This is a genomic window from Rhodococcus sp. IEGM 1318 (assembly GCF_033142465.1).
In the GTDB taxonomy this organism is placed as follows: domain Bacteria; phylum Actinomycetota; class Actinomycetes; order Mycobacteriales; family Mycobacteriaceae; genus Rhodococcus_F; species Rhodococcus_F qingshengii_B.
Window position 1 is genome coordinate 683,404 of record NZ_JAWLSC010000002.1, and the last position, 20,717, is coordinate 704,120.

At 61.7% G+C, this 20,717-nt stretch carries 21 protein-coding genes; 15 read left to right on the forward strand and 6 right to left on the reverse strand.

What is annotated here, in order from left to right; translation table 11 throughout:
* Window positions 1–56: 56 nt before the first annotated feature.
* Together R4P65_RS07600 and R4P65_RS07605 are read left to right on the forward strand one after the other, a co-directional pair.
* The gene (locus R4P65_RS07600) at window positions 57–932 is read left to right on the forward strand and encodes an SGNH/GDSL hydrolase family protein (protein ID WP_317826033.1); all 876 of its coding nucleotides are present in this window, start codon (window positions 57–59) and stop codon (window positions 930–932) included.
* A gap of 51 nt (window positions 933–983) precedes the next feature.
* On the forward strand, window positions 984–2,360 hold the full coding sequence (locus R4P65_RS07605) for an MFS transporter (RefSeq protein ID WP_317826034.1): 1,377 nt from the start codon (window positions 984–986) through the stop codon (window positions 2,358–2,360).
* 114 nt (window positions 2,361–2,474) lie between these two features.
* On the opposite strand, the gene R4P65_RS07610 is transcribed toward R4P65_RS07605, so the two are convergent.
* Window positions 2,475–3,035: a hypothetical protein gene (locus tag R4P65_RS07610; RefSeq protein ID WP_317826035.1), complete on the reverse strand. Its 561-nt coding sequence runs from the start codon at window positions 3,033–3,035 to the stop codon at window positions 2,475–2,477.
* Between the two features lie 156 nt (window positions 3,036–3,191).
* Between R4P65_RS07610 and R4P65_RS07615 the strand changes: the two genes are divergently transcribed.
* Genes R4P65_RS07615 through R4P65_RS07625 form a run of 3 tightly spaced genes read left to right on the forward strand, consistent with a single transcriptional unit; the run spans window position 3,192 to window position 6,640 of the window.
* Window positions 3,192–3,941 (forward strand): succinate dehydrogenase cytochrome b subunit, encoded by a 750-nt coding sequence (locus R4P65_RS07615; RefSeq protein ID WP_317826036.1) that lies wholly within the window; start codon window positions 3,192–3,194, stop codon window positions 3,939–3,941.
* Entirely contained in the window at window positions 3,942–5,894 is a 1,953-nt protein-coding gene (locus tag R4P65_RS07620; protein ID WP_317826037.1) for a fumarate reductase/succinate dehydrogenase flavoprotein subunit, read from the forward strand.
* Window positions 5,891–6,640: a succinate dehydrogenase/fumarate reductase iron-sulfur subunit gene (locus R4P65_RS07625; RefSeq protein ID WP_317826038.1), complete on the forward strand. Its 750-nt coding sequence runs from the start codon at window positions 5,891–5,893 to the stop codon at window positions 6,638–6,640. Before R4P65_RS07620 ends, R4P65_RS07625 begins: the two co-directional genes overlap by 4 nt.
* Before the next feature lie 3 nt (window positions 6,641–6,643).
* Here the strand turns inward: R4P65_RS07625 and R4P65_RS07630 are convergent, their stop codons facing one another.
* Entirely contained in the window at window positions 6,644–8,125 is a 1,482-nt protein-coding gene (locus R4P65_RS07630) for an anion permease (RefSeq protein ID WP_317826039.1), read from the reverse strand.
* A gap of 430 nt (window positions 8,126–8,555) precedes the next feature.
* On the opposite strand from R4P65_RS07630, the gene lepB reads away from it, so the two are divergent.
* The 10 genes from lepB to R4P65_RS07680 all read left to right on the forward strand — a co-directional run bounded on the left by lepB (window position 8,556) and on the right by R4P65_RS07680 (window position 16,829).
* Window positions 8,556–9,299: a signal peptidase I gene (gene lepB, locus R4P65_RS07635; protein WP_411742519.1), complete on the forward strand. Its 744-nt coding sequence runs from the start codon at window positions 8,556–8,558 to the stop codon at window positions 9,297–9,299.
* Between the two features lie 106 nt (window positions 9,300–9,405).
* Window positions 9,406–9,759 (forward strand): VOC family protein, encoded by a 354-nt coding sequence (locus R4P65_RS07640; RefSeq protein WP_230817305.1) that lies wholly within the window; start codon window positions 9,406–9,408, stop codon window positions 9,757–9,759.
* A 54-nt stretch (window positions 9,760–9,813) separates the two neighbouring features.
* The gene (locus tag R4P65_RS07645) at window positions 9,814–10,863 is read left to right on the forward strand and encodes a saccharopine dehydrogenase family protein (protein ID WP_230817304.1); all 1,050 of its coding nucleotides are present in this window, start codon (window positions 9,814–9,816) and stop codon (window positions 10,861–10,863) included.
* A complete protein-coding gene (locus tag R4P65_RS07650) occupies window positions 10,860–11,444 on the forward strand; it encodes a TetR/AcrR family transcriptional regulator (protein WP_095972813.1) in 585 nt (194 codons plus the stop codon). The genes R4P65_RS07645 and R4P65_RS07650 overlap by 4 nt, the downstream gene beginning before the upstream one ends.
* Window positions 11,445–11,465: 21 nt before the next feature.
* The gene (locus R4P65_RS07655; protein WP_317826040.1) at window positions 11,466–12,092 is read left to right on the forward strand and encodes an SMI1/KNR4 family protein; all 627 of its coding nucleotides are present in this window, start codon (window positions 11,466–11,468) and stop codon (window positions 12,090–12,092) included.
* On the forward strand, window positions 12,089–13,189 hold the full coding sequence (gene galT / locus R4P65_RS07660; RefSeq protein WP_317826041.1) for a galactose-1-phosphate uridylyltransferase: 1,101 nt from the start codon (window positions 12,089–12,091) through the stop codon (window positions 13,187–13,189). The genes R4P65_RS07655 and galT overlap by 4 nt, the downstream gene beginning before the upstream one ends.
* Window positions 13,189–14,319, forward strand: coding sequence for a galactokinase (galK, locus tag R4P65_RS07665; protein ID WP_317826042.1), 1,131 nt, complete (start codon window positions 13,189–13,191; stop codon window positions 14,317–14,319). Before galT ends, galK begins: the two co-directional genes overlap by 1 nt.
* 119 nt (window positions 14,320–14,438) lie before the next feature.
* Window positions 14,439–14,888, forward strand: coding sequence for an Rrf2 family transcriptional regulator (locus R4P65_RS07670; protein WP_317826043.1), 450 nt, complete (start codon window positions 14,439–14,441; stop codon window positions 14,886–14,888).
* A 31-nt stretch (window positions 14,889–14,919) separates the two neighbouring features.
* Window positions 14,920–16,113 carry a globin domain-containing protein gene (locus R4P65_RS07675; RefSeq protein WP_317826044.1) on the forward strand — a complete coding sequence of 398 codons (1,194 nt, stop codon included), beginning with the start codon at window positions 14,920–14,922 and terminating at the stop codon, window positions 16,111–16,113.
* 92 nt (window positions 16,114–16,205) lie between these two features.
* Complete coding sequence (locus R4P65_RS07680) at window positions 16,206–16,829, forward strand: LysE family translocator (protein ID WP_230817299.1); 624 nt, start codon at window positions 16,206–16,208, stop codon at window positions 16,827–16,829.
* Window positions 16,830–16,831: 2 nt separating this feature from the next.
* On the opposite strand, the gene paaK is transcribed toward R4P65_RS07680, so the two are convergent.
* From paaK to paaC, 4 genes are all read right to left on the reverse strand, one after another.
* Window positions 16,832–18,133, reverse strand: coding sequence for a phenylacetate--CoA ligase PaaK (gene paaK / locus R4P65_RS07685; RefSeq protein ID WP_317826045.1), 1,302 nt, complete (start codon window positions 18,131–18,133; stop codon window positions 16,832–16,834).
* Window positions 18,134–18,174: 41 nt separating this feature from the next.
* Complete coding sequence (paaE, locus tag R4P65_RS07690; protein ID WP_317826046.1) at window positions 18,175–19,254, reverse strand: 1,2-phenylacetyl-CoA epoxidase subunit PaaE; 1,080 nt, start codon at window positions 19,252–19,254, stop codon at window positions 18,175–18,177.
* Between the two features lie 4 nt (window positions 19,255–19,258).
* On the reverse strand, window positions 19,259–19,717 hold the full coding sequence (paaD, locus tag R4P65_RS07695; RefSeq protein WP_317826141.1) for a 1,2-phenylacetyl-CoA epoxidase subunit PaaD: 459 nt from the start codon (window positions 19,715–19,717) through the stop codon (window positions 19,259–19,261).
* A 65-nt stretch (window positions 19,718–19,782) separates the two neighbouring features.
* Complete coding sequence (gene paaC, locus R4P65_RS07700) at window positions 19,783–20,700, reverse strand: 1,2-phenylacetyl-CoA epoxidase subunit PaaC (protein WP_317826047.1); 918 nt, start codon at window positions 20,698–20,700, stop codon at window positions 19,783–19,785.
* Between the last annotated feature and the right edge of the window lie 17 nt (window positions 20,701–20,717).

The window sequence follows — 20,717 nt, forward strand, 5'->3', positions numbered from 1 at the left end:
AATTCACAATCGGTGGCGTAACTGGAAGTCTCACTTTCGACCAATAGGAGCCTCGAGTGACGTGGAAGACGCGCAGCGCAGCCCTTCTGGCAGGCGTCGTCACTGCCGGTTCGATCGCCGCCATCGGGACCGGCGTATCGAGCGCCGAGACGTCTGACAGTGCTGTCCAGTACGTCGCGCTCGGCGATTCCGCGGCGGCCGGCCCACTGGTAAACGCACAGGACTCGTCGTCCCCAGGCTGCCTACGATCACTCGACAACTACCCTTCCGTAGTGGCGCAAAGACTCGGCGCTCAACTCACGGACGTGACCTGCTCGTCGGCGCGATCCGCCAACGTCACGGACACCGCACAATCGACGTTCTCCGGTCAAGTACCGCCGCAGGCAACAGCATTGGGTCCTGACACCGACCTCGTCACCATCACCATCGGCGCCAACGACATCTCGTTGTTCCCGACAGTTCTGAGCTGTGTCAATCCACTTCCCGAACCCACCGGAACCTCCTGCCGTGACAAGTTCACCGCGGGTGGCGTAGATCGACAGCGACAAATGATCGAAAATGCCTCCGCAGGTTGGAGTTCCATGATCGAATCGGTTCGCGACCGTGCACCATCGGCGCGCATCGTCGTGATCGGGTACGGGACATACATCGCCACCGGCGGATGCCCCGGCACCCAGCCGTTCTGGCCGCGCGACGCCGACTATCTCCAGAGTGTGATCGACTACGGCAACACTGTCATGGCAGCGACCGCTGCCCGTCACGACGTCGAGTACATCGATATCACCGAAGCCACTGCCGGACATGACATCTGCACGGATCCGTCAACCGCGTTCTACACCGGAATCGTCCCGACCCAGCCGGCGGTTCCACTGCATCCCACCGCAGTCGGAATGCAGGCCATCGGCAACGCCGTCGCCGACGCGCTGTCCTGAGCCCCTCCCCAGCACAATTCATTCAGCACTCGCGAAAAGGGTGGAACAACCATGTCAATTCAACGAGACGCTCCGCCGCTGCCGTCAGTCGACGGCGCCCCTGTCGGAACCCGTGACAAACTTCTCGGCGGCACACTCGTCGCACTGTTTCTCGCAAACATGCTCAACTTCTTCGATCGGGCGATCCCCTCGGTCGTCGCCGAGCCGATCAAGAACGAGTTCTCGCTCAGCGACTTGCAATTGGGATTGATCACCTCTGCCTTCACCCTCGTCTACGCGATCGCCGGACTGCCGCTGGGCCGGTTGGCCGACACGAAGAACCGTCCCAAGATCATCGGGATCGGACTCCTGGTGTGGAGCGGACTGACGGCAGCAACCGGTGCCGCCGGCAGCTATGTGCTGTTCATCCTCGCGCGTCTAGGCGTCGGTGTGGGCGAAGCGACCTTCACACCCGCAGCCAACTCGATGATCGGTGATATCTACCCGGCGGAGCGACGCTCACGCGCACTTGGTGTCTTCATGCTCGGTTTGCCAATTGGCCTCATGCTCGCCTACTTCACCGTCGGCAAGATCGCCGAGGCATTCGACAGCTGGCGTGCACCGTTCTTCCTCGCGGCGATTCCCGGTGTCCTGCTGGCAGTCGTGCTCTACCGCATGGCAGATCCGGTTCGTGGTGGTTCCGAAAGTCCGGAGGCCCGCGCAGCCGCTGTTTCACAGGCACCGATCACCCGTCCGATCCGTCGCCTGCTCGCAATTCCCACGCTTCGTTGGCTCATCCTTGCCGGGCTGACGTTCAACTTCGCCGCCTACGCAGTGAATTCGTTTGTCGTTCCGCTGCTCATGCGCCAGTACCACCTGAAACTGACTGCTGCGGCATCGGTCACCGGCATCATCGTCGGTATCACCGGTCTGATCGGATTGGTTCTCGGCGCCAAGTACGCCGACAAGGCCAGCGCACGCTCGCCGCGCGCACGGTTGATGATCGGTGTCGGAACCTCGGCATTGGCAGCACCTTTCACGGCACTGGCGCTGTTGCAGCACGGCAATAACGTCGTGATGTTCACTCTCTTGTTCTCAGCCGGCTGGTTGTTGGCCTACGGCTTCTACATCAGCGTCTACCCTGCCATTCACGACGTCGTGGTTCCCAGGCTCCGCGGCACTGCGACGGCGTTGTTCTTCGCTGCCATGTACCTTCTCGGCGGATTCTCGGGACCAGTTGCCGTGGGTGCGATCTCGGACTGGTTCGCCAAACGCGCGCTTGCCGATGCCGGTACAGGGAAGTTGGCTCAGTACGCCGGCGACGGGCTGAACTCGGCCATGTATCTCGTGCCGATCATGTTGGCACTCACCGCGGCATTCATCTACCTGGCTACCCGCACTGTCGGCAAGGACTCAGCGCGCATGCAAGCGGAGCTGAGCCAAGCCTGACCGACGAGTTCACGGGCGGTGGCGGGACCCCGAGGCCCCGCCACCGCCGAGTTCAGTTGACCGTAATCGCCAGAGTCGACAGCATGGACCGCAACATGTCCGGCAAGCGAGCGATCATTCTCTGCCGTGACCGAACATCTGGGCCACCGGGCCGAGCGCCGAGAACAACGCGGGGTCGCTCCGGTTGCCACCGGTCCACTGATGACTGGGCGCGCAGTTCGCGCCCAGGCTGTCGTTCGCCTCGGCGTACCCGATGATCTTGCGTTCACCTGGTGCAGTGCCGTCCTCGGGGATTATCAGAATCCCGGTGCTGATCACCTGCCGACCGAAGTGATCAGTGGCCGTGTACATGAGCTGGTGAGCCGAAACGACGTCCGGGCTGACCTGGTAGACCTGAACGCTCACCGGACGCGCCTTGAGAAGAGTGCCTGGGGCGGTGCCGGGCTCGATTGCAGGCTCGTCGAACCACGGATCGTCTGACGAGAGCCCGAGGGGAGTCAATTCGGTCGGGATGTCGGCGCCCTGAAGTGCCTTCACGACCAACGGGTTGGACACGCCGGCCAGGTCGACAATCTCCTGCGCACCAGCCGGCGACCCCACCGCAAACAAGGCCACTGCCAGGGCCGATGCCGTTCCGGCGCGCCATGACCACCGTCGCCACGTCGAGTCAAACATCGTTCACGGGTTCCTTACTTTCGGGTAATGAGCACCCCTGCATTCCCATTCACCTGCATTAACAGACAAGTCGGGCACCGATCCGTTGGCCGAAAACCTCGATCGGGCTTAGGCTGACGGCACCTGTCCGGCAAGTCTGGCGTGGGAGGTTTGTCTGTGAGTGCACCGACCCGTGTATCGCGAGCTACCGGCGATTCACTCCAAGCTCGACCGCGGCCGTCCAACATCACGTGCAAGATTCTGATGGCCGTGACAGGACTGATCTTCGCCGCTTTCGTTCTCGTCCACATGATCGGAAACCTGAAGGTCTACACCGGTGCCGATCACTTCGACGACTACGCACACTGGCTACGAACGGTGTTCGAACCCTTCCTGCCCTACGAGGGACTTCTGTGGATTCTTCGCATCGTCTTGCTCGCGTCATTGGTCGCACACGTCTGGTGCGCCTGGCTGCTCACCGCCCGCGGACGCCGAGCGCGAGGAAAATTTCGACGTAAAGGCTTGGGAATCAAGTCCTTTACAGCGCGCACGATGCCCGTCACCGGAGCAGTGCTGCTGCTATTCATCATCTTCCACATACTCGATCTCACGACCGGAACCCGACCCATCGGCAGCAGCGAGTACGAAGCGGCCACGCGCACACAGAGTTACGCATACGACAATCTGGTCGCCAGCTTCGAGCGTCCACTCGTGGCGGCGTTCTACATCGTCGCGATGGCTCTACTGGCAATGCACCTCGCGCACGGACTCTGGAGTGCGGTCAACGATCTCGGTGTGACCGGTCAACGGCTGCGACAGATTGCCGTTGCACTCTCCGGAATCTTTGCGCTCGTCGTGATGGTCGGAAACATGTCGATCCCCATCGCAGTGATGACCGGCGTCATCTCGAAGACAGGAGCGTCATAAGTGAACAGCTTCGAACTCGAAGATCTGCGCATCATCGGGGCGCCAGTGGACGGTAAGGTCCCGGCCGGCGATCCGCAGACCGCCTGGCCCACCCGAAAACTCGACTACAAGCTCGTCAACCCACTCAACCGGCGCAAGTTCACGGTCATCGTCGTCGGCACCGGACTCGCCGGCGCGGCCTGCGCCGCCTCACTCGGCGAACTGGGTTATCACGTCGAGTCCTTCACATTCCACGATGCGCCACGCCGTGCACACAGCGTCGCCGCGCAAGGAGGCATCAACGCCGCTCGCGCTCGAAAAGTGGACAACGACAGTCTCGCCCGCTTCGTGAAGGACACCGTCAAGGGCGGCGATTTCCGCGGCCGTGAGGCCGACTGCTTCCGACTCGCCGAAGAATCCGTACGCGTCATCGATCACATGAATGCCATCGGAGCACCGTTTGCTCGCGAGTACGGCGGCACTCTCGCCACTCGATCGTTCGGCGGCGTACAGGTGTCGCGCACCTACTACACGCGCGGGCAGACAGGCCAGCAGTTGCAGATAGCGTCGTCGCAGGCACTGCAACGTCAGATCGCAGCCGGAACGGTCAACCTTCACACCCGAACCGAGATGCTCGATCTCATCGTTTCAGACGGCCGAGCACAAGGGATAGTCACACGCGATCTCGTGACCGGTGAGATCGGCGCCACCACAGGCCATGCCGTCGTACTGGCATCCGGCGGTTACGGCACCGTATTCCACAAGTCCACACTTGCGAAGAACTCCAACGCCACCGCCGCATGGCGAGCGCACCGACGCGGCGCCCTGATGGCTTCACCCTCGTTCATCCAATTCCATCCGACGGCACTTCCCGTCAACTCCGAGTGGCAGTCGAAAACCATTCTGATGAGCGAATCCCTGCGCAATGACGGTCGGATCTGGGTACCGGCCAGGCCAGGAGACGATCGTGAGCCCGGCGACATTCCCGAAAATGAACGCGACTACTACCTCGAGCGCAAGTATCCGGCGTTCGGGAACCTCTCTCCCCGCGACGTCTCGTCACGGGCCGCCCGCGAGCAAATCGACTCCGGTCACGGCGTCGGCCCTCTGAAAAACAGTGTGTACCTGGATTTCCGCGACGCATTGGCACGGCTCGGCCGTAAGACCATCGAGGAGCGGTACGGAAATCTGTTCTCGATGTATCGCGATGCCACCAGCGAAGACCCGTACACGGTGCCGATGCGCATCGCCCCCGGAGCCCACTTCACCATGGGCGGACTGTGGAACGACTACGACCAGATGACCTCCATCCCAGGCTTGTTCGTCGGAGGCGAGGCGGGCTGGGGATATCACGGAGCCAACCGCCTCGGCGCCAATTCGCTGCTCTCGGCCTGCGTCGACGGCTGGTTCACCCTCCCGTACGCGATTCCGAATTATCTTGCGCCGCTACTCGGATCCACTCCACTCGAACTGTCCGATCCCGCTGTGACGTCAACGCTCAGTGACGTGAGTGGTCGGGTGGACCTGCTGCTCTCGGTCGGCGGAACACACGGTCCCGACAGGTTTCATCGACAACTGGGCGAGATCCTCTATGCGGGTTGCGGTGTCACCCGAGCGGCCGAGGGCTTGACCAAGGCCATCTCCGAAATCCGAGCATTGCGAGGCGATTTCTGGTCGAACCTACGAGTTGCCGGCAGCGGAAACCAGTTCAACCAGGAGCTGGAAAGGGCCGGCAGGGTGGCCGATTTCCTCGAGCTTGCCGAACTGATGTGCGTCGATGCTCTCGATCGTGACGAGTCCTGTGGAGCGCACTTTCGTGCCGAACATCAAACTCCCGACGGCGAAGCGCAACGAAACGATCAGGACTGGTGCTTCGTCTCCGCGTGGGAAACCGCCAAGGACGGCAGACATATTCGACACGACGAGCCGTTGTCCTTCACCGCTGTTCCACTGCAGACGAGGAACTACGTATGAAAATCACCGTGGACGTATGGCGCCAGTCCGGACCCGAATCGCCCGGTACATTCGACACCTACCAGGTGGACGATGCCACAGTGGAGATGTCGCTACTGGAGCTCCTCGATCGACTCAACGACCAACTCGTGGAGAGTGGCAACGAACCTATCGCCTTCGATTCCGACTGCCGAGAGGGGATCTGCGGGTCCTGCGGCATCACGGTCGACGACATTCCCCATGGGCCGGTTGCGAACACTCCCACATGCCGTCAGCACCTACGAAGCTTCTCCGACGGTGACCGAATCAAACTGGAGCCGTTCCGCTCCGCAGCCTTTCCCGTGGTCCGAGACCTCGTCGTCGATCGTTCGGCGCTCGACCGGGTGCTCGAAGCCGGTGGATACGTTTCGGTCAATGCAGGAACCGCGCCGGACGCAGACAGTCAGCCGCTCTCACATCAAAGTGCCGAAGCTGCACTGGACTTCGCCGCGTGCATCGGCTGCGGCGCTTGCGTGGCAGCCTGCCCGAACGGTGCCGCGCACCTCTTCACCGGGTCCAAACTGACCCACCTGTCTCTCGTCACGCAGGGCCGCAACGAGCGTGGCAAGCGGGCCCGAGCAATGTCGCACCAGATGGAGGCCGATTTCGGGCCGTGCTCGACCTACGGTGAATGTGCGGAAGTATGTCCCGCGGAGATACCGCTGACCGCGATTGCCGCTGTCAACAAGGAATCGATGCGATTCGGATTGCGGCGCAAGGACAACTGAGCCTCACCAGGCGCCGATCAGCTTCATCCAGGCACCGCCGATGATCGTCCAGATCAGGATGATCACGACGCTCATCACGAAACCGATTCGGAACCACTCCGAGGTCTTGATGTATCCGGAACCGTAGATCACTCCGGCCGGACCGGAAGCGTAGTGCGAGATACCGCCGAACAGGCTGCCGATGAAGCCGAACACCAGGGCCGAGAACAGCGGCGGTGCACCGGTTGCCACCGCCGCGCCGAGAAACACCGCGTACATCGCGACGATCTGCGCAGTGTTCGATGCAAACAGATAGTGCGCGTAGAAGTAGACCAAGGTCAGGATCGCGAAAGCCCAGATCCACGGCAAACCGTCGACGCTCGAGGAGACCTGGGTTCCGATCCACGAGATCACGCCGAGTTCTTCGAGATGGCTTGCCATACCGACCAGAACGGCAAAGAACACGAGCGTCTGCCAAGCCCCGGTGTCGTGGACCAGGTTATTCCACGTCAGCACCTTGGTCACCAACAGGATGCCGATTCCGACGAATGCTGTTGTGGTGGCATTGACGTTGAGCTGCGAGCCCAGGCACCAGAGCACCAGCAGCAGAACGAAGGTGGCGGCCATGATCTTCTCGTTGCGACTGATCGGGCCGGCCTTGCGGAGTTCCTCCCTGGCTTGCTCGGGCGCCTTCGGTGTCTTCAACATCGTGGGCGGGAAGATCTTCGACATCACCCACGGAATCGCGATGAGACTCGCAATTCCCGGAACCGAGGCTGCGAGCGCCCATTTGCCCCACGAGATGTCGATGCCGATCTTGGCAGCCGCATCGACGGCGACGGGATTACCCGCCATGGCGGTGATGAACATCGCCGAGGTCACGACATTGACTTGCAGCGACGTGAGCAGCAGATATGCTCCGAGCTTCTTGCGAGAGTCCTCGGGCTCGGGATTGGAGTCCTCCAACTTGCTCAGCGAGACGATGATCGGATAGACGACGCCACCCGCACGGGCGGTGTTCGACGGCGTCGCCGGAGCAAGTATCAAGTCCGTCAACGCCATTCCGTACGACAATCCGAGGCTCGACTTACCGAGTTTTGTCACGAACATGAGTGCAACCCGTTTGCCGAGTCCAGTGACCAGAAAGCCTTCGGCGATGAAGAACGATGCGACGATCAGCCAGATCGTGGTGTTACTGAAGCCGGACAACGCTTCTGTCGGCGTCTCGGTCTGGGTGATCATGGCGATCGACAGGCCCACCAGCGCCACAGAACCCGTCGGCAGGGGTTGCAAAATCAACGCCACGATGGTTCCTACGAAGATTCCGAGCATGTGCATGCCCTTGGGATCCACACCGTCCGGAACAGGCATGAAATAGATGATCAAGCCGAGGATGACGGGCACAGCAGCCGGGTAGTACCGCCTGAGCACCGATTGTTTCGACGGCTCCGTCGGCTGTGTCGTCTCAGAAAGAGACTCAGTGCTTTCGGATTTGGCCTCGGACATCTGCATCTCCTCGACTTGTCGCCCCAGGTGATCGCCCCAGATGATTGTCCCCCAAACATCAGGTTTTCGTGCGGTCAATCCAAGTTCAAGAGAAATTGCCTGGAAGTACGACAGTTGTCCTTACGAGGCGCTGCCTCCGATGGACGCTTCAGTGGGAGAATGCCCATCTCTCTCCAACGATTGCGCCAATCGATCACCAGAGACGCCGGCGTGCCGCACGCTTGAATCTCGGAGAGTTGATCAACTTGCCTCTGCGAAAGGGATTCGTTGGCAGGATGTTTGGGTCAGGGCTGCGTGGATTGCCGACCCCGACCGGACCTTCGCGTGTGATGTGATCAGATTCTGAAGCATGACGGCCGGCAGGTAGACGCACGAATCGAGAAGGTTCGTATCGGGCCGGCGACTGGTGGCGCCATCTATTGTCGGGAGTGTGACGGAATCCGACGCCCACGAAGACTCGGCTGAATCGACTGAATCGACTGTGGCTGACCGCCGGAGAAAACGCCCACTGTGGCGTGAGATCCTGATCCTCGTTGTCGTCGCACTTGTGCTCAGTGTTGTCATTCAGAACTTCGTCGGACGCATATTTCTGATCCCGTCGGAGTCCATGGAACCGACGCTTCACGGATGCACCGGCTGCACGGGAGACAAGATCCTCGTCGACAGGATCAGCTATCGATTCGGAAATCCGCAACCTGGGGATGTGGTCGTGTTCAAGGGACCCGAATCCTGGAACGACGAGTATCAATCGATTCGATCCGACAATTCGGTGGTTCGCGCGTTTCAGGGGCTCGGGTCTATCGTCGGCTTGGTCCCGCCGGACGAAAACGACCTCGTGAAGCGGGTAGTCGCGGTTGGAGGCCAAACCGTACAGTGCCTGTCCGAGGAAGAGGGGCTCAGAGTGAACGGCAAGCCGCTGACGGAGCCGTACATCGACGATCGCATCTCGGGCAACGGTATTCCTTGTCAGGGGCGATATTTCGGTCCGGTCACCGTTCCCGACAGGAATCTGTGGGTGATGGGCGACAACCGCGCCCATTCGAAGGATTCACGATTCCATCTCGATGACGAACGCAGCGGAACGGTGCCGATCGACAATGTCATCGGCAAGGTTCAATTGATCGTCCTTCCCTTCTCGCGGTGGGGAACTGTGAGCTCGTTCGATCCGCAGTAACAGTTCGAATCAGCCCGGTAGCCCGAATCTTCGTACGGCACAGTCGACATCACTCCGCTTTCGGACGATCATCGAGCGCACCTGTTGCCGAGGCTAGGAGAACCACATGCGTGCACGACGCATCACCGCCAATCTCAAAGTCGCCGATGTCGGAACCGCCAAGGGTTTCTACTCCGACTATCTCGGCCTGAGCACCGAAGAGTTCAACATGGGGTGGGTTGCTCGCTACACCTCTCCCGACACCGGCGCGAACGTACAGCTCGTCACGCACGACGCCACTGCCGCCGAGGACTCGGCCATCTCCGTCCACACGGACGACGTCGACGGCGCCTACGAAGAGGCCCGAAGGCTCGGCTACGAAATCGTGCACCCCATCACGACCGAAGAGTGGGGTGTTCGCCGATTCCTCGTCCGGGCACCCGACGGCAACGTCGTCAACATCGTGCGACACCGGGACTGATCACCGGGAAGACCCCATTCGACGTTTTAGGTCATTTGACCTAGAGTTGAGTGCATGACCGATTCATTGCAGTATTCAGCCGACGGCCCGATCCTCGTAGCAGGCGGATACGGAACCGTGGGCAGCGCCCTAACCACCTTGCTCGCCCCTGACTTCCCGCTACTCCTCACCGGACGCACCCCCGAGCGAGGCAACGAACTGGCCAGCCGTCACGGCGCTTCCGTTCGTCGTTGGGACCTCATCGACCCGACCCCCTTCGACGCGTCGGTACGCGCAGTCGTGTCGACGGTCAACGATCCCCATGACCGCGTGTTGTCCGCGGCCGTCGAGGCCGGAATCCCCTACGTGGATATCACTCGCTGGACATCCCGCGTCGCTCGCGCCGCCACTCTGGCGGGTCAGATGTCGCCGAGCGCACCGGTATACCTCTCGTCCGGATGGATGGGCGGAGTCACCAACATCGTCGCCGCAGCGCTGGCCGAGGAACTGGGCGGCGCGAACACGATCGACGTCTCGATTCGCTACGACGTCAACGACATTGCCGGGCTCGACTCCGTCGACTTCATCGATCGTCTCGGCCAGGATTTCGAGGTGATGCAGCAAGGAAACCCGATCACCGTCAGCCCGTTGACGGATACACGCTGGGTCGACTTCCCCGGATCGCGCACCAAGGTCGGAAGAATCGACACTCCGGAACAATTCACGTTTCCCATGACCCTGGGTGCCGAAACTGCCAGTACTCGAATCGGTTTCAGTTCAAATGCGTCCACTACCGCCCTGCTTGCCGCAAAGAAGGTGGGTCTGTTCCGTTGGGGTCGCGGCGATCGCTTCACGCCGCTACGACGCGGACTCCTGTACTCGCCCGGCAAGGGCGGGAGCGCGCAAGTACGCATCGATGTCACCGGCCCGCGCGGCACGACAAGCGCAACGATCGTCGACCCGCAGGGCCAGGCTCACCTCACCGCGGTGGGCGGCGCGCTCGCGGTCAGACGCGCCTTGGACGGCGATACTCGGCCGGGAGTTGCTTTCCCCGAGTCGCTTCCGAACCCGCGCAGCACCGTCTCCGAGTTGGAGAACTTCGGGGTGGCAGTATTGCGGGCATGACCCCCTCCAAGGGTGCCGCCCGGGCGGCAGCACTTCTCGACGCAGCAGAACAGGTCCTCACCACGCAGGGCAATGCCAACTCGGCAATGCGCGATTTCGCGGCCGCGGCCGGAGTGCGGGTGGGGCACCTGCAGCATTACTACCCCACCCGTGCGGATCTGATCCGCGCAGTGATGTCACGTGCATTGACCCGTTCACTGGATCGCCTTGCCGTCGTCACCGATACGGATCAGAGTTTGTCCCGCGAGGAATCCGAACACTTCATCGCAGTCCTGCTCGGAGAACAGGACGACGAGGCAACAGTGCGCTTGTACGTCGAAGTGTGGGCGATTGCTGCGGCAGACGAGGAAGTGGCTGTGGTGGTTCGAGACTTCTACGCGCAGTACATCGCACACGTGGAGCGCGCTGTTGCGTGTGCACAACCGGATCTGGATGCGGTGGACCTCAGCGCAACGGCCCAGACCATCGTGAGCCTGCTCGAAGGTTCCGCCGTTCTCCGCTCGGGAATTACCGGCCGAAAGTCCGAGGCTTCGGACCGAAAGCTGGTGAACACGCTCCAGTACCTGATTCACGGGTCCTGACTCGGACGTATCGTAAAGCCCATGAGCGTTGCAAACGAATGGAGCCGAATCGAAGCGTGGTGCCGTACACACGCACCGGTGACGGCTGCAGCGTTTCAGCCAGGGCTCGGTGACGCCGTTATCCAAGAATTCGAGGCCTCGACCGGCGTCACCTGGCCTCAGGAACTTCGCGACCTGTACCGGGTGCACAACGGCAGCCTGACCCACGACGACCAGACGGGACTCTTCCTCGGCAGCGTGCTCCCCGACAAGTTCTTCTACCCCATCGACGTCGCAACCGAAGTTCGTCTCACTCTCCTCGAAACGTGGGACGAGACGATCTACGAGAATCCCGACCTCTATGCCGAGGACGAGATGGATCGACACGATCAACGCGACGCAGGCACTGCCGCAACCATGTTCATCCCTTCGTTCATTCCCTTTGCCGGGCTGGACGAGTACCACTACTTCGTGGACACGCGCAGCGGCGCACTCCATCATTGTGTGACCGAGTATTCGTCCGATGCCACCGACAACGGCGGGCCGATCTGGGCGTCCATCTCGGTCATGCTGGCCGCCCATGCCGCTGCGTTGGAGTCAGGATCCACGATCGGAGTGTGGAAACCCGTTGTCAGCAAGGGTGTTCTGGAATGGGAAGTCGACGCATGACGCCAGAGCGGAACCCGCACCGACGCCCCCTCGCCGACGGGCGTCAGATCTTCTACTTCGACGATGCCGGCCGTAATCGCGCCCACACCGCACGAGATACCCGCGAATTGCCGACGCTCGACCACTCGTCTCGGATGAGGTACGACGTGCTCACCGGCGAGTGGATCACCGTGGCCTCCCATCGCATGACACGGACCCATCTCCCCTCCACTGCCGAATGCCCGTTGTGCCCGACCACCGAAACACGCACGCCTACAGAAATACCCGATGCGGACTACGACGTCGCCGTGTTCGAGAATCGGTTTCCGAGCTTTGCGTCGGCACCCCAGGATGCCGCTTACAGTCCCGGAGACGGTTTGGGTGATCGACCAGCGGTCGGCCACTGCGAAGTGATGTGTTTCTCGAGCGATCACACGGCGTCCGTGGCCGAACTTCCGCTCGAACGCATGCGCACGATTGTGGGCGCATGGATTTCTCGGACCGAAGAGTTGTCGGCGGATCCAGTTGTGGAACAAGTCTTCTGCTTCGAGAACCGCGGCGAAGAGATCGGGGTGACACTCACCCATCCGCACGGACAGATCTACGCGTACCCGTATGTCACGCCACGCACCCGATCGATGCTGACGCAAGCTGACAAACACTTCGAGCGCACCGGTCGCTCACTACTCGCCGACGTTCTGGCGTTCGAGCGAGAGGACCGGACCCGGTTGATCTACGACGGCGATCACTGGAGCGCCTATGTCCCGACCGCCGCACGATGGCCCATCGAGATTCACCTGGCACCGCATCGCGACATCCCGGACCTTCCCTCGTTGAACGACGAAGAGCGCGAGGAACTTGCGGTCGTCTACCAAGATCTCCTGCGCCGTGTCGATCGCTTCTATCCGGGCGTCGACCGGGTACCGTACATCGCGGCCTGGCACCAAGCTCCCGTCCGCATCGACCGACCTCTGGGTCGACTGCATCTTCAGCTGTTCTCGATCTTGCGCGCACCAGGCAAACTCAAATACCTCGCTGGGTCCGAGTCCGCCATGGGCGCCTGGGTGAACGACGCCATTCCCGAGGCAGTCGCGGCCCGCCTACGGGAGTTGAAATAGTGGATCCAGTCTCGAAAGAATCCGTGCTCCAACAGTTCCACGACACCTACGGATATCCGGCAACCGGGGTCTGGGCGGCGCCCGGTCGAGTCAATCTCATCGGCGAGCACACCGACTACAACAACGGCTTGTGCTTGCCCGCCGCTCTCGAGCAGCGAACACTGGTAGCCGCCGCGCTGCGCAACGACAGGACCGTGCGCGTACACAGTCGGCAATCCGACAAGACATACTCCGGGTCCGTCGGCGACATCGCAGCTGGATGGGCCGCCTACCCCACGGCCGTCATCTGGTCGCTGGCGCGCGAAGGTCTTCCCCTCGGTGGAATCGATCTGACAGTCGACTCGTCGGTACCGGTCGGGGCCGGACTGTCGAGCTCCGCTGCCCTCACCTGCTCTGTTGCGTTGGCCGTCAACGATCTTCACGGTTCGCCGTTTACCCGAGATCAGCTGGTGAAGGTTTGCATCCGAGCGGAGAACGAGGGCGTCGGCGCACCGACCGGCGGGATGGACCAAACCATTGCCCTCTTTGCCAGACCCTCGACTGCGTTGCTGCTGGACTGCCAGGACGGATCCACCGAACCCATTCCATTCGATCTCCACAATGCCGGCTTCGAACTGATCGTCGTCGACACTCGGGTCAAACACTCGCTCGCGGACGGACAGTACGGGTTGCGCCGCTCCCAATGCGTCGACGCTGCAAAGGCTCTCGGCGTCGGCAGCTTGCGAGAGGCTACTGCAGACCAAGCCGAGACAGTGCGAGATCCGATCCTCCGGGCGCGGGCACGGCACGTCGTGACCGAGATCGAGCGGACACGGAAAACCGCAGAACTTCTGCGCAGCAGCAGATTCAGTGACGTCGGAAAGCTGTTCGACGAATCCCATGCGTCGTTGCGTGACGACTTCGAGGCCTCGTGCGAAGAACTCGACGTCGCCGTTGCCGCAGCACGACGCGGCGGTGCGATCGGCGCCCGGATGACCGGCGGCGGATTCGGAGGCTCGGCCATCGCGTTGGTTCCGGAAGGAAGCGGTGCGGAGGTCACCGCGTCGGTGAACCGCGAATTTGCAGCGCGAGGCTGGCGAGCACCCCACTTTCTCACCGCCGTTGCCGGGGGTTCGGCCACCCGGTTGTGAGCGAACGGTACGTTCAGCGCACGGACGGCGCCAAACGTACCGTTCGCCCCGGTTGGGGCACCTCGAGATCCCCCTCACATAAATAGTCATCTCAGATACGAATTATGTAGGTTCAGATCATGCAACTGACGCAGTTCACCGATCTGGGATTGCGCGTCGTCATGCGGTTGGCCGTACTCGACGCGGATGCCTCCCCCAGTACCCGGGATGTTGCGCAGCAGCTCAACGTGTCGTACTCCCATGCCACCAAAGTGGTTACACGGCTCGGCGAGTTGGGCATCGTCACAACCAGACGTGGCCGCGGCGGTGGGCTTTCCATCACCGAACTCGGCCGCACCGCCACCATCGGCTGGCTGGCCCGACGCCTCGAAGGGCAAGGCGAGGTCGTCGACTGCGAAGGCGACAAGCCGTGCCCACTGCGCGGCGGTTGCCTCCTTCGAAGTGCATTGCGTGACGCGCAGGAAGCGTTTTTCGTCTCACTCGACGCGGTCACGATCGAAGACGTCATCCGTCAGCCGTCCAAGACTGTTCTGCTTCGCCTCACCACTCGGAGCGACGAAGCAGGCTGATCAATCGAATTTCGACCGAACGGAGCAGCTCATGCTTTCCCCACAGTCAACCGAGGTCATTCGCGCCACCCTTCCCGTGGTCGGCGCCGCCATCGGCGATATCACAACCCTGTTCTACCGCAAGATGTTCGACGCACATCCCGAGCTCGAACGCGATCTGTTCAATCGAGGCAATCAGAAGCAGGGTGAACAGCAGAAAGCACTCGCGGGCGCTATCGCAGCATTCGCGACACTACAGCTCGAACCCGACAGCGCCAAGGTTGATCTCATTCTTTCCCGTATCGCTCACAAGCACGCGTCGTTGGGCATCACCCCCGACCAGTATGCGATCGTCCACGAACACCTCTTCGCCGCAATCGTCGAAATACTCGGCGATGCAGTCACTCCCGATGTCGCGGCAGCATGGGACGAAGTCTACTGGCTGATGGCCGAAACCCTCATCACGATGGAGCGTGGCCTCTACCAGCTCGCCGGAGTCGAAGCCGGTGACGTCTGGCGCACGGTCAGGATCAGCGAACGAGTTCTTCAGTCCGCCGATACCGTCTCCCTGACGCTCACTTCGCTCGACGGCAGTGCACTCCCCACCTTCGCACCCGGACAGTATCTTTCGGTCGGGGTTACGCTGCCCGACGGCGCTCGCCAGATCCGCCAATACAGCCTGTGTTCGATACCGAGCAGCGCAGACTGGCGGATCAGCGTCAAGCGAATCTCCGGCACTCCTGATGGCGAAGTGTCTAACTTCCTCTACAACAACGTATTCGAAGGGCAGGAACTCTCCGTCACCACGCCTTTCGGTGATCTCACCATGCCGGATGACAACTCACCTCTCCTACTCGCGTCGGCCGGAATCGGTTGCACACCGATGATCGGGATGCTCAATCATCTCGTGGACACCGGCGCCGAGCGTTCGGTCTCCGTCATTCATGCTGATCGATCCATCGCGGACCATGCTCACCGCGCGGAACTCAGCACACTCGTCGACAAGATTCCCGCCGCAACTTTGCATCGTTGGTACGAGGATCTCGGCACGCACGTGGCGTTCGGATCTGTTCACGAAGGACGGGCGGATTTGCAAGACATTGCGGTGGAGCCCGATACCCAAGCCTTCCTGTGCGGGCCGATGCCGTTCATGTTGGCGATGCGCGCATCGTTGCTCGAACGGGACGTCCCGGCGCAGAATATCCACTACGAGGTCTTCGGACCGGACAGCTGGGCCAATACCTGAGCGGACCACTGTCTGCGAACTGGACCTTGGCCCGCCACGGCAATCCCTTGTGTACTCGACGAAACATGCATACCGAGTAGTGGGAGACCGACATGATCACGTCAGCGTCGATGACGGGAGTCGCGCTGATAGCCCTGGCGATGGTTCTGACACCGGGCCCCAACATGATCTACCTGGTGTCACGCAGCATCAGCCAGGGCCGCCGGGCAGGCTTGATCTCGCTCGGAGGAGTCGCAACCGGTTTCCTGGTCTACCTCGCCGCCACGTGCGCTGGACTGACAGCGGTTCTCTTCGCCGTACCCGCGGTGTTCACCGCGGTGAAAATCGGCGGCGCCCTGTATCTGGCCTATCTCGCCTGGTCGACACTCCGGCCGGGTGGGAAGTCAGCCTTCGAGGTGGGCGAAGTCGACCGCCACGGTAGCGGCCGTCTGTTCGGGATGGGGTTGACCACCAATCTGCTCAATCCCAAGATTGCGCTGATGTACGCGGCCCTGATCCCCCAGTTCGTCGATCCCACTGCTGGCCCGGTCTGGCAACAGGCACTCGTACTCGGCGGCGTGCAGATCCTGGTCGCAGTCACCGTCAACGCGTTGATCGTGTGCTGTGCGGCGGCCGTGTCGACCTTCCTCGTGGCACGTCCGGTATGGATGCGGGCTCAGAAGTGGCTAGCCGGTGGCATTCTCGGAATCTTCGCCACCCGCATGGCCCTGGAGTAGTTTCAGTCCTTCGGGCGTTGGTCGATCAGCCGACGCGCCTTACCGATCGAGCGTTCGAGTCCGCCGGGTTCGAGAACGTTCACCTCGACCGTGACACCGATCTTGTTCTTCACCAGCTTCTGCAATGCAGACGACGCTGCCGCATGGTCCGAAATTGCCGCGTCGGGGCGAGCCTCGACGCGAACTGTCAGGGTGTCCATACGACCCGGACGCTCCAGCACACACTGGAATTGAGGCGCGAGGGCGGGGACGGTCAGGATCAGTTCTTCGATCTGTGTGGGGAACAGATTGACTCCACGCAGGATGATCATGTCGTCGGTCCGGCCGGTGACCTTCTGCATCCGTCGCATCGAGCGCGCCGTCCCTGGCAACAGACGGGTCAGGTCCCTGGTTCGGTAGCGAATGATAGGCAGCGCTTCCTTGCTGAGCGAGGTGAAAACGAGTTCACCTTCCTCTCCGTCCGGCAGCACCTCACCCGTGACCGGGTCGATGATCTCCGGGTAGAAGTGGTCTTCCCAGATATGGAGCCCGTCTTTGGTTTCCACACATTCCATTGCCACGCCCGGGCCCATGATCTCGGAGAGTCCGTAGATGTCGACGGCGTGCATGTCGAGTTGTTGTTCCAGCTCGGTACGCATCTGTTCGGTCCACGGCTCCGCTCCGAAAACTCCAACCCGCAGCGAGGTTTTCGAAGGATCAATACCCTTCTTGATCATCGCATCCACGATGGTCAACATGTACGACGGCGTCACCATGATCGCGTCGGGTTCGAAGTCCTCGATCAGTTGGATCTGCCGCTCGGTCATGCCACCGGACATGGGAATGACCGTGCAGCCCAAACGCTCCGCACCGTAGTGTGCTCCCAACCCGCCGGTGAACAGACCGTACCCGTAAGCCACGTGCACCTTGTCCGAAGACCGCACGCCGCCGGCCGAGAGACTGCGCGCGATGAGATCGGCCCAGTTGTTCAGGTCGTTGCTCGTGTACCCCACCACCGTCGGGCGACCGGTGGTCCCCGAAGACGCGTGAATTCGCGAGACCTTGTCCTGGGGCACCGCAAACATCTTGAACGGGTAGTTCTCGCGCAGATCCGCTTTCGTGGTGAAGGGGAATTTCGCGAGATCGCTCAGGTCCTTCAAGTCGCTCGGGTGAACGCCGGCGTCGTCGAAAGCTTTGCGGTAGTGCGGAACATTGGTGTACGCGTGCATCAGGGACCATTGCATCCGCTCGAGTTGGAGCGTCGAAATGCGGTCCCGACTGGCAAATTCGATTTCTTGCGAAGTAGCAGTGGCGAGTTCGGTCATGATTGTCTCCGGTGGGCTCAGTGAGGGCGCTGTGCGGGCGGTCAGGCGTCGAAATCGACTGTTATCTGCTCACCGACAGGAAAGGTCTGGCAGGTCAGCACGAAACCCGCGTCGACTTCGTAGTCTTCGAGTGCGTAGTTCCTGAGCATCTCGACATCACCGCAGGTGACCTTGGCGCGGCAGGTTCCGCACACTCCGCCCTTGCACGCGAAGGGCAGATCCGAGCGGTACTGTTCGGCCGCATCGAGAATCGACTGGTCGCGTGGCAACGTCGCGGTGGTCGATCGACCGTCGAGAGTAATCGTCACCTCGCTGCTCGGTCCGACAATTCCGCGCTCACGATGCACCGCGACCGGCGGAGCGACGTCGTCGACGTAGAACAGCTCGTGATGGATGCGATCCTTGGCAATTCCCAAGCCGGCCAGCACTTCCTGGGCGTCGTTGACCATCCCGAACGGGCCACACAACCAGAAGCCGTCGACCTGGTCGCAAGGAACCAGCGAGGTGAATATCTCACGCAACCGGTCGGCGTCGAGACGGCCCGAGAACAACTCGACCTCCCGCGGCTCGCGCGAGAGAACGTGAATGACGTCCAGACGCGCACCGTACCGGTCCTTCAGGTCGGCGATCTCTTCGGCGAACATCACCGAGCGCGTCCGCCTGTTCCCGTACAGCAGGGTGACATCGGCGTCCGGGTTCGCCAAAAGTGTTGCAGCGATGGACAACATAGGCGTGATGCCGGAGCCCGCCGCGATCAGAACGTGCCGTCCACCCAGTGCCGGATCGGCGACAAAATTGCCCGAAGGACCCTGGACGTCGATTTGATCCCCGGCCTTGACGTCGCGCACCAACCAGGTGGAGAAGAGTCCGTCTGCTACTTCGCGGACCCCCACACGTGGAGACGCCCCTACCGGCGCACAGATCGAGTAGGAACGACGGTGTTCGACGCCGTCGATCATCCGCCGCAGTGTCAGTGACTGCCCGGCGCCGAAATCGAATTGATCGGCGATATCGGCAGGCACGTCGAAGGTGACGGCAACTGCGTCGTCGCACAGTGATTCGACACCGGCAACCGTCAACGGGTGAAAGGGTTTGTTCCGGTTCGTCGTTGCGGTACTCATCTGTTCAGATCTCCTTCACGTGATCGAACGGCTCGAGGCAGTCGAGGCAGCGATACAGCGCTTTGCACAGGGTCGCACCGAATTCCGAACTCAGTCTGGTGTTTGCCGAACCGCACTGGGGGCAGAGGATGCCGCGGGGCTTGGCCGTCAAGGTCAATGCGATCGGCCCCGAGGTGCGGCGCGGCGCTGCCCCCGGCACCGAGTACCCAGCCGTCCGAAGTTTCGCGAGCCCCTCTTCGCTGATCCAATCCGAACTCCAAGGCGGCGACAGTTGAGTCTTGATCTGGACGCTGCCGTATCCCGCATCGTTCAGCTTGTGCTCGATGTCGTCTCGCATCGTCGCCATTGCGGGACACCCAGAATAGGTGGGAGTGATTGTCACACAGACGAAGTTCGCTTCGACGTCGACCGATCGGATGACGCCGAGATCGACCAAAGTCAACAGTGGCATCTCCGGATCCATCACCGAGGCGACGATCTCCCGCGCGGAAGAGACGGCAGTGGAAGAGACGGCAGTGGCAGCCACGGTCACCACACCCCTTCCGGGTGCTCCCGAGCGACGCTCTGCATTTCGGCGAGAAGCAGTCCCAGTGCCCCGGTATGCAATCCGGCACGTCCACCGCGGCCGCCGACGAAACCGGAGAAACGTGCGGGGGGTTCTTCCATTTCGGCAGCGTGCAGGACCTGGACAAGAACAGCGTCGAACTCCGGCCGAACAGTACGCGGATCCACTCCGACGCCAACTTCTGCCAAAACGAGTTCGTCCTGGGTGGGAACAAAGAGTTCGTCCACGAACGGGAAAATCTCGAGCAGGGCTGCGGCTGTACGGCGCTTGGACTCTGCCGTGCCGGCCCCCAAGGTGACGACCCATCTTGCCGCGTAGTCGCGGTGGTAGGTCAGTTCCTTGACACCTTTGTTCGCCACGGCAGCGAGAACCGGATCCCGCGATGTGCGGAGCCGATCGAACAGCGCCAGCCGCCAGGTCGAGAACACGAGTAGCCGAACGACCGTGTGCGCGAAGTCGCCGTTGGCGAGCTCCACCAGTCTCACGTTGCGGAAACCGAACTGATCACGAAAGAAAGCGAGCGCATCTTCGGCCGGCACCGGTGACGTATCCGAGATGAACGGAACCACATTGGAATCGGCTGCTGCCGCGCGAGCAAGCAGCAGCCTGGCCTGCCCGATCAGGTCCAGGCCGACATTCGCGAGAGCCACTTCTTCTTCGAGTTCCGGTGCCCGCGTCGACCATTCGGCGAGGCGCTGCGAACTGACGAGCGCGTCGTCGCCGAGCATGAGGCAGTAGCGCGCCAGAGCACCGAGATCGACGTCATCCGGCACCGTGGTGTCGACTCCGGCGAGGGGGTCGTCGAAGCTGGTTCCGAACGCCCACTGACCGTGGCCGTCGCCGTCGACCAGGCCGTCGTAGGCACTGTCGTGATCGTTCATCTGTTGGTCCTCGAAGT